Here is a 14,759-nt window from a genome sequence, read left to right on the forward strand (position 1 = left end):
AAATGTGACAGGTTTAACTCCTGACTGCGAGCAGGCACGCAATGTGGTTCATTTGTTTGCTTTTTCAGCGGTTGAGAGAGGGAGAGAGATTTTGCCGTTGACACCTGCCAAAGGAATTCATATTATGCCGCCCGTCAACACGACAGCTTTACGCAACGGGGCTATAGCTCAGCTGGGAGAGCGCTTGCATGGCATGCAAGAGGTCAGCGGTTCGATCCCGCTTAGCTCCACCAAACTCTGAACCCAACAGATTTGGTGCGTAAAGAAGACTGTGGGCTATAGCTCAGCTGGGAGCTATAGCTCAGCTGGGAGAGCGCTTGCATGGCATGCAAGAGGTCAGCGGTTCGATCCCGCTTAGCTCCACCAAAATTCAGACCCTCGCTTTTGCGAGGGTTTTTTTATGCCTGTCATTCCGCTTTCATGAACATTCAGTAAAATTTTTATAGCGATCCCAGGAAATTCTCTCATTACTTAACTATTGTTAAGCACCAATTCACTATCAGCTCGCTAACTTGATTCACCTTGTGAATAAACCTATTATTTCTGCCCAGCGAAATTGCGCGCCAAGAGCACATTTATTAACTCAAATGAAAATGAAAATATACAGTCATGTGAAAGTGTTTTTAATTGCGTTAATAATGTGTATAGCAATTGTCCCTTTTTCACGTTTTATTTCCCCACGCGCCCAGGTAGATGCAAGTGAAATCTTTTTGGCGTGGCTACCGTTCAGCGTCTCGCTGGCAATGATCCTTCTTTTTGGCCGCCGGGCCATTTTTCCGCTGGTAGTGGGATTTGCCCTGGTTTATGAGCGGCTGCTGGATTTAACCCTGTTGCAAACCGGCGTTTTCCTTTTTTGCTTCTTCTTTCCTCTCCTGCTGTCATGCACCATTGTACGCTGGCAGCTGGGCACACGCTGGCGACACGGCTTGCCAAACCGGGATATGGGGGTGCGTACCGTCTGGCTGGCGTTTGTTGCGCCTGCCGCTATTAAGGCAACCATGTACGTTGCGGGTGCCAAAGTGGCATTTCCGACGCCGATGGCCCGGTTCTTTGATACCGGCTCGGTTATTTACAGCATCATTGATATACAGAGTTTGATTTGCGCGGCGCTGATTTTCACCATGATGTTTTATTATCCGTTGCGCATGATGGTAAATCCGCGCTATGGCCGGACCCTATGGCGGAAAAGCATCAGACCTTTCTTATCGCCGAGAAGAAGAAATTTTACTTTAGGTTGGCTGCTCACATTAGCGCTGTTTCTTATTGTCGTCTGTTCACCCTATCAGTCTGACTATATAGCCGGGTACCTGGTCCCGATCATCTTTATTTTATTTACCTTAGGGATCGGTAAGCTAAGCCCGCCGTTAATCGGTATGAGCTGGGCATGTACTGCGTTGATGCTTCTCGCCAACAATCAAAATTTCTTGCAGGGGGTTTACACTGAGTATTCAATGGCCTTCGTGCTGTCGGTACTGATCTCCTTTACCATCTGCATTCTCTACATGGCCTCTATTTACCGGCGCAGCGAGTGGCTTAAGCGGGCATGGAAGGCGCAGGCGCTAACCGATCCTCTTACCGGTCTGCCGAATTTGCGCGCCCTTGAACAGCAGTTAGAGAAGCATACGCATCGGGTCGTCTGCTGCCTGCACATCAGCAACCTGGAGTTTCTCAGTCGTCACTACGGCATGATGATGCGCGTGCAGTGTAAGCGCAGCATCACCCGTGAGCTACAGCCGCTGCTGATGCGCAATGAAAAGGTCTATCAGCTACCGGGAAGCGAGCTGCTGCTGCTGCTCAACGGTGCCGATCCGACGGCGCGACTTCAGCATATGGTGGACTACCTCAGCGGGCGGAAAATTTTCTGGCACCACACCGCAATGGATATCGAGTTTGGGGCCTCGTGGGGCATTATTGAGGGCGCTGGGGAGGTGTTTCACCAAATGCTGGGCCAGCTGAGCTGGCTTTCCGAGCAGGCCTGTGCCAACTCACATGTGCTCGCCCTCACCCAGAGTCTTGAGACCGTATGCGGCCATACTACCGATCGCGTGCTGCTGCTTAACCGCGTAAAGCGTGCCCTGGAGGAGGATGGACTGTTACTCTATGCCCAGCCAATCCAGAACGCGGACGGGGTGGGGTATCATGAGGTACTGACCCGCCTTGCCGTTGAAGGCGAAATTCTGACGCCTGACCGCTTTCTACCGGTTATCGCCCAGTTTAACCTGAGCATTCGCTTCGACATGCAGGTCCTGGAGACCCTGCTGCGCTGGCTGCGTGCGCATCCGGTTCCCGGTAGCCAGGCGCGTTTCTCCGTCAACCTGATGCCGCTGACCCTGATGCAGGAAGAGTCGGCCACGCAGATTATGACCCTGTTTAAACGTTATGACGTTGCCCCCCAGTGCGTGATCATTGAGATAACCGAAGAGCAGGCTTTCTCTAATTCCGAAACCAGCATGCATAACATTCAGCGTCTGCAAAACTACGGCTTTAAGATTGCGATCGACGATTTCGGTACCGGCTATGCTAACTTCGAGCGTCTGAAGCGTCTGCATGCTGATATCGTGAAGATCGACGGCTCCTTCGTGAAGGATATTCTCACCGACTCCCTGGACGCGATGATTGTGAAATCGATCTGCTTTATGGCGAAAGCTAAATCGCTGACCGTGGTGGCGGAGTATGTGGAGACCGAGGAGCAGCGTGACCTGCTGCTCTCGCTGGGCGTGGACTATCTACAGGGTTATCTGCTGGGTAAACCCGAGAAGCTGGCGGATTAGAAATAAAAAACCGGGGCAGGGCCCCGGTTTTATCTATATGCGACGTGATTTACAGCACGAGCGCAGCGATAGATGCAGACAGCACGCTGACCAGCGTAGAGCCGTAAACCAGCTTCAGACCAAAGCGTGATACCACGTTGCCTTGCTCTTCGTTCAGGCCTTTGATGGCGCCGGCAATGATGCCGATAGAGGAGAAGTTAGCAAAGGAGACGAGGAACACGGAGAGGATCCCTTCTGCACGCGGCGACAGGGTGCTGGCGATCTTTTGCAGGTCCATCATGGCAACGAATTCATTAGAGACCAGTTTGGTCGCCATAATACTGCCTACCTGCAGCGCTTCGCCGGCCGGTACACCCATTACCCATGCAACCGGATAGAAGATGTAGCCCAGAATACCCTGGAAGGAGATGCCCAGTACGGCGGCGAACAGGGCGTTCAGACCGGAGATCAGGGCGATAAAGCCGATCAGCATGGCGGCAACGATAATCGCCACTTTGAAGCCTGCCAGGATATACTCACCCAGCATCTCAAAGAAGCTCTGGCCTTCATGCAGATTCGCCATCTGCAGGTTCTCTTCGCTCTCATCCACGCGGTAAGGGTTGATCAGCGACAGAACGATAAAGGTGCTGAACATGTTGAGAACCAGCGCCGCAACGACGTACTTTGGATCCAGCATGGTCATGTACGCGCCAACAATTGACATGGAGACGGTAGACATCGCCGTGGCTGCCATGGTGTACATGCGGTTGCGCGACATTTTTCCGAGGATATCTTTATAGGCGATAAAGTTTTCTGACTGCCCCAGAATCAGTGAGCTTACCGCGTTAAAGGATTCCAGTTTGCCCATGCCGTTAACTTTTGACAGCACGGTACCGATAGCGCGAATAACAATCGGCAGGACGCGAATGTGCTGCAGGATACCGATCAGCGCAGAGATAAAGACGATAGGGCAGAGTACCTTCAGGAAGAAGAATGCCAGACCTTCATCGTTCATTTTGCCAAAGACGAAGTTGGTCCCTTCGTTGGCAAAGCCGAGCAGCTTTTCAAACATCTCCGAGAAGCCACGTACGAAGCCCTGACCGATGTCGGAGTTCAGGAAGAACCAGGCGAGTAACACTTCAATAACCAAAAGCTGAACAACGAAACGAATACGAATTTTCTTGCGATCGCTGCTGACCAGTAAGGCAAGCAGCGCCACAACGGCAAGCGCCAAAACAAAGTGAAGAACGCGGGACATACTTTTTGCTCCAAACATGAGGCAGGTTTAGTTTTCGTGCACATTCTATGAAACAAGAGTAAATAAAACGAGATCAAATACACACTATCGTTATGTCCTGTGACGAGACTCAAAAATAGTGATCAAAGATACAATTTTGTTATGTTAATAAAAGAAGTGTAAAAGCCGTTTACGCTGCTAGACTGTAACAAATGGGACAACCTCCCCATGCATTTTCGCTCTTTTCCTGACGCTCACTCCGTTAATCGGTTTTATCTATCAAAGAAATCCACCCAAACCAACTTGATAATCATTCGCATTTTGCTAGCATGAAACATAGCAAAGGCTATATTAGAGGCAAAAATGAACGATAGCAGCGTTGAGAGCAGCAGCGGACGTACAGCGCGGAAGCTTCGGTTCGCATTGATGGGACCCGCCTTTGTGGCGGCAATTGGCTATATCGATCCCGGCAATTTTGCTACCAATATTCAGGCCGGGGCCAGCTTCGGCTACAAACTGCTATGGGTGGTGGTGTGGGCTAACCTGATGGCGATGCTGATCCAGGTGCTCTCGGCCAAGCTAGGGATTGCCACGGGCAAAAACCTTGCCGAGCATATTCGCGATCGCTATCCGCGTCCGGTGGTGTGGTTCTACTGGGTGCAGGCGGAGATCATCGCCATGGCCACCGACCTTGCGGAGTTTATCGGGGCGGCGATTGGCTTTAAGCTCATTCTCGGCGTCTCGCTGCTGCAGGGGGCGGTGCTGACCGGCATTGCCACCTTCCTGATCCTGATGCTGCAGCGGCGCGGCGATAAACCGCTGGAGAAGGTGATCGGCGGCCTGCTGCTCTTTGTCGCAGTAGCCTACGTGGTGGAGCTGATCTTCTCCCAGCCTAAGCTGGTGGATCTGGGTAAAGGGATGCTGATCCCGAGCCTGCCGACTACCGAAGCGGTGTTTTTGGCTGCGGGCGTACTGGGGGCAACCATTATGCCGCACGTCATCTATCTGCACTCCTCTCTGACCCAGAACCTGCATGACGGATCGCGTAAAGAGCGCTACTCGGCAACGAAGTGGGACGTAGCGATTGCCATGACCATCGCGGGCTTCGTTAACCTGGCGATGATGGCCACCGCCGCCGCCGCGTTTCACTTTAGCGGCCATACCGGCGTTGCCGACCTGGATCAGGCCTATCTTACCCTTGAACCGCTGCTAAGCCATGCGGCAGCCACCATCTTTGGCCTGAGCCTGGTGGCGGCAGGACTCTCTTCCACGGTAGTCGGTACCCTGGCAGGCCAGGTGGTGATGCAGGGGTTTGTCCGCTTCAGTATTCCGCTGTGGCTGCGTCGGTCTATCACCATGCTGCCCTCGTTTATCGTCATTCTGATGGGGCTGGATCCAACGCGTATTCTGGTAATGAGTCAGGTTCTGCTTAGCTTTGGTATCGCGCTGGCGCTGGTGCCTCTGCTGATTTTTACCAGCGACGGCAAACTGATGGGCGAGCTGGTCAATACCCGGCTGGTAAAACGTCTTGGATGGGTGATTGTGGCTCTGGTGGTAGGGCTTAACCTGTGGCTGCTGATAGGGATGGCGCTGGGGCTGTAATGTGGGAGTAACGCCGGGTGGCGGCTGCGCCTGACCCGGCCTACGAAATAAATTACGCGTTTATCAATGGTGGTGGCCGTGACCATGGCCGTGACCGCGACCACGACGATCGTCACGATCGCTCCAGCCTTCGCGATAGCCTCGCTCATAGGCCTTACGGTTGTCCCAGCCGCGATGGTAGCCGCGATCGTGTGGACGCCAGCGGTTATCACGCCACTGATAGTGACGGTTCCAGTAGTCCCGGTCGCGCCAGTCTCGGCCATCCCAGTAGTGGCCCCGATCGTCCCGGTCGCCAATCTGTAATTTTATAGACGGCAACAGCGTGATCTCACCGGCGTGGGCGACCAGCGGGGCTGTAGTAGCCATTAACAGTGCTGCCAGAATAAGTGACCTGAACATAAAAAAATCCTCCACGAGCGGGCCACAATGGCCTGTAAGAAAATATTACGAGACGTAAAGTCCCGTAGCATCTCCTTAAATCCTAATTCGTGGGGGGGCAGCACTTTTTGTTAAAAAAGAGTTAACCTGCGTCGTTGAGGATTGCATCAATGGCAGCACACTCCTGCTCGGTAAAGTGGCGGTTAGCCAGCATGCCGACAGCGTCGTCCAGCTGGGCAATTTTACTTGCGCCAATCAGCACTGAAGTCACTCTGTCCCCGCGCAGCACCCACGCCAGCGCCATCTGCGAGAGCTTCTGCCCGCGCGCCTGGGCTAAGGCATTAAGCTTACGCACCTTCTCCAGCTTCTCCTCGGTAAGCTGATCCGGGCTGAGGAAGCGACTTCCGCTGGCGGCCCGTGAATCTTCCGGAATGCCGTTGAGGTAACGGTCCGTTAGCTGACCACCCGCCAGCGGCGAGAAGGCGATGCTGCCGACGCCTTTTTCCGCCAGCAGATCCAGGAGTTCATCCTCTACCCAGCGCTCAAACATCGAATACTTCGGCTGATGGATCAGGCAGGGCGTGCCCAAATCGTCGAGGATGGCGATGGCCTCGCGGGCCAGATCGGCCGGGTAGTTCGACAGCCCAACGTAGAGCGCTTTCCCCTGGCGCACAATATGGTCCAGAGCGCGCATGGTCTCCTTCAGCGGGGTATGCGGATCCGGGCGGTGATGATAGAAGATATCCACATATTCAAGCCCCATCCGCCGCAGGCTCTGATCGAGGCTGGCAATAAGGTACTTGCGTGAGCCCCAGTCGCCATAAGGGCCGTCCCACATGGTGTAACCGGCCTTGGAAGAGATAATCAGCTCGTCGCGATAAGGCAAAAAGTCTTCTCGCAGGATGCGGCCAAAGTTGCTTTCGGCAGAGCCCGGCGGCGGCCCGTAGTTATTGGCGAGGTCAAAATGGGTGATGCCGAGATCGAAGGCGTGGCGTAGCAGCTGGCGGCTGGTATCAACCCGCGTCGCGTCACCAAAGTTATGCCACAGCCCCAGCGATATTGCTGGCAGCCTGATGCCGCTATCGCCGCAGCGGCGATACTCCATTCCCTGATAGCGCTCAGGATTGGCCTGATAAACCATGCAGTTACCCTCTCTGTTCTGTAAAAAACGCAACATTACACCGGACGAGCCGATGAAACCCGCGCGGGCGTTAATCTTTGCGACGTGGCGCAATCATCAGCGGTTTTCCCGCCAGCAGCAGCCACGCGGGAAGCATCACAATGCACAGCAGCGGCAGCAGGGTCGTATCCGGCACTACCGCTGCCGCCATAAACAGGCTCAGCCAGCCGTCGCGGGTTACCACCAGCACCAGGCCAAGAATGGCGCATGACACGGTAATGGCTGCCGGGACGGCCTCGACGTGCTCGTGCAGCATCAGCCCTAACGCCACTGCCACAAACACCGCCGGGAAGATGCGCCCACCGCGAAAACCGCAGGCGGCGGCAATCACCAGCGCAGCAAGCTTCACCACCGCAAACAGCAGGTAGTCGCTGACGGTAAAGGTCTGGCTAAACGCCAGCTGCTGCATCTCACTCAGCCCCTTGAACAGCGTGATATGCCCACCGATAATGCCGAGAATACCCAGCAGAAAGCCGCCGATGCCGAGGATCAGCACCGGATGGCCCAGCCGGTGCATCAGCTGGTGCAGGCGTGGCAGGCACCACACCGCAATCATCCCTAACGCAATCGCGATGGCGGCCACTACCGCACCGCTAAAGATATCCACCAGCTGCATCTGCCCGTAGTGGGCAATTGGCAGCGAGAAGTGCGGGTGGAAAAAGAGACTGGTGGTGAGCGCGCCCGCGGCGGCGGACATCAGCGGAGCGAAGAGGCGATCCCACAGCGGAACGTCGCTGTTACCGCCCAGGGTCTGGGAGAAGATCAGCGCGGCGGCAACCGGTGTGCCAAACAGCGCGCCAATCGTGCCGGCAGAGGCCAGCACCGTCCAGTCAAGCGCCGTCACCCGGGGAAAGAGCCGTGCACCAACGGCCACCGCGAGGGCAATATTGATGACCATAATTGGGTGCTCAGGGCCAAGGCTGACCCCGCCCGCCAGGCCAATAATCAACGCGCAGAGCAGGCCGGGGAGGGTAGAGGTGGCTACCGGCGCACCAATCAGCGGCTCGGTGGCCGGATCCGGTCCACCGTGACCCGGGCTGTAGCGCAGCACCAGCCCGACGGCCACGCCGGTGAGCGTCAGCATCAGCAGCGTCCAGAAGGGAGAGTCCAGAGGGACGCCCAGCGTTGTCGGCAGGCTGGACCAGAGCAGAGATTGCAGCACGGAGGCGACTTTCATCACCGCCACCAGTACAACACTCGACGCTATGCCAATAATCAACGCGGGAAGCGACAGCAACAGCATGGTTCTGGCTCGCGGATGGAGCATGATGATTTCCTTCTACTTTCACTTATGGGCACCATTGCACGGCTCGCCTGGCGGCGTCGACACAAATGATGCGGAAAGAGTAAAGTTATTCTGTGATGAAGCTCTATAATCCCTCAGCACTCGTGCTATGGTCGTTGTTGTTACAGCGCCTTGAATTTACAGTGTGCCAAAGATTTATTCTGACTTTAGCGGAGCCGTAAAAGAATGACAAAGTATGCTTTAGTAGGAGACGTAGGCGGCACCAATGCGCGTTTAGCGCTATGCGATGTCGCCAACGGCGAAATTTCCCAGGCTAAGACCTATTCCGGGCTGGATTATCCAAGCCTTGAAGCCGTGGTTCGCGTCTACCTTGCTGAACACAACGTCAGTGTTGAAGATGGCTCCATTGCCATCGCCTGTCCGATTACCGGCGACTGGGTCGCCATGACGAACCACACCTGGGCCTTCTCCATCGCCGAGATGAAGCAGAACCTGGGTTTTGCTCACCTGGAGATCATCAACGACTTTACCGCCGTATCGATGGCGATCCCCATGCTGGACAGAGAGCATCTGACCCAGTTTGGCGGCGGGGAGCCGGTCGAAGGTAAGCCGATTGCCGTCTACGGCGCCGGTACCGGCCTTGGGGTTGCGCATCTGGTGCATGTTGATAAGCGCTGGGTGAGCCTGCCGGGTGAGGGCGGCCACGTTGACTTCGCGCCAAACAGCGAAGAAGAGGCCATTATCCTGGAGGAGCTGCGTGCTGAAGTGGGGCATGTCTCCGCCGAGCGCGTGCTGTCAGGGCCAGGGCTGGTCAATCTCTATCGGGCGATCGTGAAATCGGATGGTCGCCTGCCGGAAAACCTCCAGCCGAAAGATGTGACCGAGCGGGCGTTAGCGGACAGCTGTACCGACTGCCGCCGGGCGCTGTCGCTGTTCTGCGTGGTGATGGGCCGCTTTGGCGGCAACCTGGCGCTGACGCTGGGCACCTTCGGCGGGGTCTATATTGCGGGCGGTATCGTGCCGCGCTTCCTCGACTTCTTTAAGGCATCCGGCTTCCGCGGCGGCTTTGAGGATAAAGGGCGCTTTAAGGCCTACGTGCAGGACATTCCAGTCTACCTGATCGTGCATGACAACCCAGGCCTGCTGGGCGCAGGTGCGCATATGCGCCAGACCCTGGGCTACATCCTCTGATCACAGGTGCATTAGCTGCCTGAACTCTTTTACCTTGCTGCGGCTGACGGGAACCTGGAAATCAAGATCCCTCAGCCGCAGAATATAGGTGTTGTTAAACCAGGGTTCGATCTCGCGGATCTTGTTTAAGTTAACGCAGTAGGAGCGATGGCAGCGGAAGAAGTGTGCTGCGGGTAGCTTGCTGCAAAATTCAGTGATGTTCATCGGCATCACGTAGGATTCCCGCCGGGTGTAGACAAACGTCATCTTCTCATGGGCTTCGGCATAGTAGATATCGTGAATGCTGGTCACGATAATGCGCTCGTCCTTAACGAGATTGATGGTGTCGTTCTCGCGGGTTGCTACCGGGCTGCCGCCGGTGCCGGATTGCTGCTGCCAGGCCGCCTCCAGCTTTTGCAGCATGGTAATGATCCGCGACTCCTGATAGGGCTTCAGAATGTAGTCAAATGCTTCCAGCTCAAACGCCTCGACCGCATGCTCTTTCCACGCGGTAATAAACACAATAAAAGGCTTATGCGCGAACTGGCTGATGTTTTGCGCCAGCAGCACGCCGTCCAGGGACGGAATATTGATATCGAGAAACAGGGCATCTACCTTGTTGTGCTGAAGGTACTTCAGCACGTCCAGACCGTCATCAAAGGTGGCGACAATCTCCATCTGGCTGTGCGCTTTGATAAGCCAGCTCAGCTCCTGCTGGGCAAGGATCTCATCTTCAACGATGATAACTTTCACTGTCACTCTCCTGTTTAACGCAGCAGCGTTACTGGCCCTGGAGCCGGGGTACGCTGATGCGGCACGTAAAAGGCAATCTCCGTTCCCGGCTCAAGGCGGCGAATGTGCAGACCTTCACCGTAGAGCAGCTTCACGCGATGATGAACGTTCAGCAGGCCGATTTTATTTCCGGGCATCTCATTGGCTTCAACGCGCTCAATCACTTTAGGATCGATACCGTGGCCGGTGTCGCGCACGGCAATGCGCACCCGGTTGCCACACTCCTCCACGCTGATGTTCACTACTCCCTTGCCTTTACACGGCTGGATCCCGTGGACGATGGCGTTCTCTACCAGCGGCTGGATCAGCAGGCTGGGGATCACGCAGGTGACCTCTTCATCAATATCATAAATGACCGTCAGCTTGTCACCGAAACGCGCCTGCTCAATGGCGATGTAATCTTTAATTTGGTACAGCTCTTTTTTAATGTCGATCTGCTCGTCGTCATTGAGCTCAATGTTATAGCGCAGGTAGCGCGACAGGTTGATGATCAGCTGCCGGGCGGTATCTGGATTCATGCGAATCGACGAGGAGATGGCGTTCAGCGCGTTAAACAGAAAGTGTGGGTTAATCTTGCTCTGGAGCGCCCGCAGCTCTGCTTTATTGGCCATCTCCCGCAGCTGTTCGGCGCGGGAGACCTCCAGCTGGGTCGAGATAATCTGCGACAGGCCCACCGCCATCTCCTGCAGCGACGAGGTGATCTGGTGGGCATGGCAGTAGTAGATCTTCAGCGTGCCGGTGACCACACCTTTCTCCCACAGGGGGATCACCAGCATAGAGTGGATCTCTGGCGTACGGTGCGCTTCGTCGTTGTTTTTAATGACGATTTCACCGTTGTCGATCGCCCGGCGGGTGGTGGGGCTGATAATATCATCGCTGTCGCGGTAGTTGTTCTCGCCGACGCCAACGTAGGCCAGGACGTGATCGATATTGGTGATGGCAACCGCGTCGGCGTGAATATCGGTGCGAATAATATTGCACACCTGGCGCAGGGACTCGCTGTTTACGTGGCGAAACAGGGGCAGCGTTTTATTGGCGATATCAAGAGCCAGCTTGGCCTGACGCGCCGCGCTGGCCTCCTTCTCACCCTCAACGCTCTGCACCAGCAGCACGATAAAACCGATGCACACCGTGCCTAAAATCATCGGCACGCCGATTTTCGACACGATATCCAAGCCCAGCGTGGTAGTGGGGGCCCAGAGAACAACCAAAATCATCGTCAGGGTTTCACACAGCATGCCCGCGATAATGCCTACCCGCCAGCGCTGCGCCTTCGGCGTTTTGACGTTAATCCAACCGGAGAGAATGCCCGCCACGATGCTGGTAATAAAGCAGGGGACGGCAGTAACGCCGCCGATGTCGATCAGGTAGCGATGGGTGCCGGCAATCATGCCGGTAATAATGCCGACCCAGGGCCCAAACAGGATCCCACCCGACATCACCGCAATAATCCGCACGTTAACCAGCGAGCCCTCTACCTGCACACCTGACCAGGTGCTAAACAGGGCAAACATCGAGAAGATTGCGGTCACGGCCAGCAGCTCTTTCGGGGAGTGGGCCGTTTTATGCAGCAGCTCGCGGAACAGGCGGATGCGAATAAGAAAGAAGAGACAAATAAGCATTAACGCCGCACGATCGAAAACCGCCAGCAGCATAGTGAAAATTTCGTGCACGGATAGCTCTTGTGAATGACATGAAAAGGCGATGATAAAAAAATTAGCGACAGAAGACCAGTTAACTTCCCTAAAGGGTAAACAGGGAAAAACCCTTAACAGAAAAGGGGATTGGTGAATGCAGGCGGCTGGCAAGCAAACTCACGCGTGTAGAGTAATATTACGGTAACTTTATTGATATCATGATGTTAAATCATCCTATGTTTAATGTTTATATTATCCGCAACGCCACGTTTTGTTCAGCCGACGGTTCCGCTTTTTCTTCACAAAACATTTTTTGCTTTTTTTCTCGACAGCGGGAAATTTTTCAGGCTATTTTCAATGCTATGCCACTACGACAGGTGGCAACGTCGCTCGGACGGTCCGGGCGCTCACGTTATCCGAGGAATCTATGGCTGAATTCAGTCCTAAACGCCGCTTTTCGCGTATCGATCGTCTCCCCCCTTACGTTTTTAACATCACTGCTGAACTGAAGATGGCTGCGCGTCGGCGCGGCGAAGACATTATTGACTTCAGCATGGGTAACCCTGACGGTGCCACTCCGCCGCACATCGTTGAAAAGCTTTGCACCGTGGCCCAGCGCCCTGACACCCACGGCTACTCAACGTCGCGCGGTATTCCACGCCTGCGGCGAGCTATCTCCCGCTGGTATCAGGAGCGCTACCAGGTTGAGATCGATCCAGAAAGCGAAGCTATCGTGACCATTGGTTCAAAAGAGGGGCTGGCGCACCTGATGCTGGCCACGCTGGATCACGGCGACACCGTGCTGGTGCCGAATCCCAGCTATCCGATCCACATCTATGGTGCGGTGATTGCCGGGGCGCAGGTCCGATCCGTGCCGCTGGTCGAGGGCGTTGACTTCTTTAACGAGCTGGAGCGCGCCATTCGCGAGAGCTATCCCAAGCCAAAAATGATGATCCTCGGCTTCCCGTCTAACCCAACGGCGCAGTGCGTAGAGCTGGAGTTCTTTGAGAAGGTGGTTGCGCTGGCGAAACGCTATGACGTGCTGGTGGTCCACGATCTCGCCTATGCCGATATCGTTTACGACGGCTGGAAAGCGCCGTCGATCATGCAGGTTCCCGGTGCGCGCGACGTAGCGGTAGAGTTCTTTACCCTGTCAAAAAGTTACAACATGGCAGGCTGGCGGATCGGCTTTATGGTCGGCAACGCCGAGCTGGTGAATGCCCTGGCACGAATTAAAAGCTACCACGACTACGGAACCTTTACGCCGCTACAGGTGGCGGCCATTGCTGCCCTTGAAGGCGATCAGCAGTGCGTGCGCGATATTGCCGACCAGTACAAACGCCGTCGCGACGTGCTGGTTAAAGGCCTGCACGAGGCGGGGTGGATGGTAGAGATGCCCAAAGCGTCTATGTACGTATGGGCAAAGATCCCGGATGCCTACGCAGAGATGGGCTCGCTGGAGTTCGCTAAGAAACTGCTCAACGACGCTAAAGTGTGCGTATCGCCAGGGGTTGGTTTTGGTGAATATGGCGATACCCACGTGCGTTTCGCACTGATTGAGAACCGGGACCGCATTCGCCAGGCGGTGCGCGGGATCAAAGCGATGTTCCGCGCCGATGGCCTGCTTCCCGTTACGTCAAAAGCCTCTGCGGAAGAGAGCGAGTAGCGTCGTATCAGAGTGGGGCAATAGAAGAGAAACAGGAGCCATTTGGCTCCTGTTTTTTTATGCGTGACAGCTGCTCAGATCATCAGGGCGAAGGTGCCGGCCCAAACAATGACCATCACTGAAATGCCCATAAAAAAATATTTCACGTTTCATCACTCCGCATACGTCAGGGTACGCATTAATGAACATCAGGACTGATTATAGAGAGCTGAAACTGTACCAAAGCCAAATTGAGAATTTTCTCGCTAAGGAGGACAGCATCACCCCAGAATTTCGGGCGTACCTCACGCCAGACGGCGCTAATGTACGCTTAATTATTACGGGGTGCAAGAGGGTTTTTTCTACCTATTTTTAGACACTTAGGTGTGTCGTGGAACGGCGACACTTTTATTTACTGGTGCAATTATTTGCCGTTCAGCGACGCAAATAATACGCAGGCGAATGGCTTTTTTACGCTTGATTCATAAGGGATATTTGGCGAAAAAGTGTGCGCGAGATCGCTTTTTAAGCCATTGTCGACAGGGTAAAAAGCCCGCCGGGGGGACGGCGGGCAAAGACATTATTCCATTGCCGCTTTAGCCAGATCGTCCTGCACCTGCTGACGCTGGGCTGGGGTCAGGATCTGGTTAAGATCGAAGTAGTACTTCACCTTGTAGTAACGCGCCTGCTGTTCAGCATTGCCAAACGCGGTCAGCTGCGTTTTTACCGTATCGTCACTCCATTTCCCGGAACGGATCATATCGATAATCGCGCCATCTTTCGCGCCGGTGATTTTAATTTGCTGAATATTGGTTTTGAGCTGCTGATGTAGCTGCTGAATTTTCGTTACCTGATCCTGACTCAGTTTCAGGTGCTGCACAATCGGATCCTGAGACGGGGCCGGTGCCGTAGAGACATTTGCAGCAAAAGCCGCGCCTGAAGAGAGCGCCAGAGCGGACACCAGTAAAGCAGAACGCAAAATTTTGTTCATATTTTTAATCCAACAAGCAAGATGAAAGCAGGCGGGCGAGCACATCCTGTCGCCACGCTCTGCTGTAATAATAAAGTATCGGAACATAAGAGCATAATATGCCTCTCCCGATGAAACAGAGCATACGCATT

General features: G+C 54.7%; 12 protein-coding genes and 2 tRNA genes. 6 read left to right on the forward strand and 8 right to left on the reverse strand.

The genetic code is table 11. From position 1 onward, the window contains the following. Window positions 1-157 precede the first annotated feature (157 nt). From EV102420_RS04400 to EV102420_RS04410, 3 genes are all read left to right on the forward strand, one after another. A tRNA-Ala gene (locus EV102420_RS04400) sits at window positions 158-233 on the forward strand. Between the two features lie 57 nt (window positions 234-290). Continuing rightward, window positions 291-366: transfer RNA gene (locus EV102420_RS04405), tRNA-Ala, on the forward strand. A 221-nt stretch (window positions 367-587) separates the two neighbouring features. Further along, window positions 588-2,771: an EAL domain-containing protein gene (locus tag EV102420_RS04410; protein ID WP_042389454.1), complete on the forward strand. Its 2,184-nt coding sequence runs from the start codon at window positions 588-590 to the stop codon at window positions 2,769-2,771. 49 nt (window positions 2,772-2,820) lie between these two features. On the opposite strand, the gene EV102420_RS04415 is transcribed toward EV102420_RS04410, so the two are convergent. Next, window positions 2,821-4,008 carry a NupC/NupG family nucleoside CNT transporter gene (locus EV102420_RS04415; protein WP_042389457.1) on the reverse strand — a complete coding sequence of 396 codons (1,188 nt, stop codon included), beginning with the start codon at window positions 4,006-4,008 and terminating at the stop codon, window positions 2,821-2,823. 342 nt (window positions 4,009-4,350) lie between these two features. Here EV102420_RS04415 and EV102420_RS04420 point away from each other — a divergent pair, with 342 nt between their 5' ends. Then, window positions 4,351-5,589, forward strand: a complete 1,239-nt coding sequence (locus tag EV102420_RS04420; protein ID WP_042389459.1) for an Nramp family divalent metal transporter — start codon at window positions 4,351-4,353, stop codon at window positions 5,587-5,589. A gap of 63 nt (window positions 5,590-5,652) precedes the next feature. On the opposite strand, the gene EV102420_RS04425 is transcribed toward EV102420_RS04420, so the two are convergent. The 3 genes from EV102420_RS04425 to EV102420_RS04435 form a co-directional block, all read right to left on the reverse strand. Beyond that, a complete protein-coding gene (locus EV102420_RS04425; RefSeq protein WP_042389463.1) occupies window positions 5,653-5,988 on the reverse strand; it encodes a DUF2502 domain-containing protein in 336 nt (111 codons plus the stop codon). A gap of 121 nt (window positions 5,989-6,109) precedes the next feature. Beyond that, window positions 6,110-7,108, reverse strand: a complete 999-nt coding sequence (gene mgrA, locus EV102420_RS04430) for an L-glyceraldehyde 3-phosphate reductase (protein ID WP_042389467.1) — start codon at window positions 7,106-7,108, stop codon at window positions 6,110-6,112. Window positions 7,109-7,178: 70 nt separating this feature from the next. Next, window positions 7,179-8,414, reverse strand: coding sequence for an ion channel protein (locus EV102420_RS04435; RefSeq protein WP_042389468.1), 1,236 nt, complete (start codon window positions 8,412-8,414; stop codon window positions 7,179-7,181). 204 nt (window positions 8,415-8,618) lie between these two features. On the opposite strand from EV102420_RS04435, the gene glk reads away from it, so the two are divergent. Continuing rightward, complete coding sequence (glk, locus tag EV102420_RS04440; protein ID WP_042389469.1) at window positions 8,619-9,584, forward strand: glucokinase; 966 nt, start codon at window positions 8,619-8,621, stop codon at window positions 9,582-9,584. Here glk and EV102420_RS04445 read toward each other — a convergent pair whose 3' ends face one another. Continuing rightward, window positions 9,585-10,316, reverse strand: coding sequence for a LytR/AlgR family response regulator transcription factor (locus EV102420_RS04445; RefSeq protein ID WP_042389470.1), 732 nt, complete (start codon window positions 10,314-10,316; stop codon window positions 9,585-9,587). 14 nt (window positions 10,317-10,330) lie between these two features. Further along, window positions 10,331-12,028: a sensor histidine kinase gene (locus EV102420_RS04450; RefSeq protein WP_042389471.1), complete on the reverse strand. Its 1,698-nt coding sequence runs from the start codon at window positions 12,026-12,028 to the stop codon at window positions 10,331-10,333. A gap of 391 nt (window positions 12,029-12,419) precedes the next feature. Here EV102420_RS04450 and alaC point away from each other — a divergent pair, with 391 nt between their 5' ends. Then, window positions 12,420-13,658: an alanine transaminase gene (gene alaC / locus EV102420_RS04455; protein WP_042389472.1), complete on the forward strand. Its 1,239-nt coding sequence runs from the start codon at window positions 12,420-12,422 to the stop codon at window positions 13,656-13,658. A gap of 74 nt (window positions 13,659-13,732) precedes the next feature. Here the strand turns inward: alaC and ypdK are convergent, their stop codons facing one another. Then, entirely contained in the window at window positions 13,733-13,804 is a 72-nt protein-coding gene (ypdK, locus tag EV102420_RS22000) for a membrane protein YpdK (protein WP_099458783.1), read from the reverse strand. 413 nt (window positions 13,805-14,217) lie between these two features. After that, window positions 14,218-14,628 carry a Spy/CpxP family protein refolding chaperone gene (locus EV102420_RS04460; RefSeq protein ID WP_042389473.1) on the reverse strand — a complete coding sequence of 137 codons (411 nt, stop codon included), beginning with the start codon at window positions 14,626-14,628 and terminating at the stop codon, window positions 14,218-14,220. Window positions 14,629-14,759: the final 131 nt, after the last annotated feature.

It is taken from the genome of Pseudescherichia vulneris NBRC 102420, from assembly GCF_000759795.1.
Classification (GTDB): domain Bacteria; phylum Pseudomonadota; class Gammaproteobacteria; order Enterobacterales; family Enterobacteriaceae; genus Pseudescherichia; species Pseudescherichia vulneris.

What these genes read in the sequence shown, in the direction of transcription:
- EV102420_RS04410 (WP_042389454.1), top strand. Translation starts at nt 588, where the DNA reads ATGAAAATGAAAATATACAGTCATGTGAAAGTGTTTTTAATTGCGTTA.
- glk (WP_042389469.1), top strand. Translation starts at nt 8,619, where the DNA reads ATGACAAAGTATGCTTTAGTAGGAGACGTAGGCGGCACCAATGCGCGT.
- alaC (WP_042389472.1), top strand. Translation starts at nt 12,420, where the DNA reads ATGGCTGAATTCAGTCCTAAACGCCGCTTTTCGCGTATCGATCGTCTC.
- EV102420_RS04460 (WP_042389473.1), bottom strand. Translation starts at nt 14,628, where the DNA reads ATGAACAAAATTTTGCGTTCTGCTTTACTGGTGTCCGCTCTGGCGCTC.
- EV102420_RS04415 (WP_042389457.1), bottom strand. Translation starts at nt 4,008, where the DNA reads ATGTCCCGCGTTCTTCACTTTGTTTTGGCGCTTGCCGTTGTGGCGCTG.
- mgrA (WP_042389467.1), bottom strand. Translation starts at nt 7,108, where the DNA reads ATGGTTTATCAGGCCAATCCTGAGCGCTATCAGGGAATGGAGTATCGC.
- EV102420_RS04420 (WP_042389459.1), top strand. Translation starts at nt 4,351, where the DNA reads ATGAACGATAGCAGCGTTGAGAGCAGCAGCGGACGTACAGCGCGGAAG.
- EV102420_RS04425 (WP_042389463.1), bottom strand. Translation starts at nt 5,988, where the DNA reads ATGTTCAGGTCACTTATTCTGGCAGCACTGTTAATGGCTACTACAGCC.
- EV102420_RS04435 (WP_042389468.1), bottom strand. Translation starts at nt 8,414, where the DNA reads ATGCTCCATCCGCGAGCCAGAACCATGCTGTTGCTGTCGCTTCCCGCG.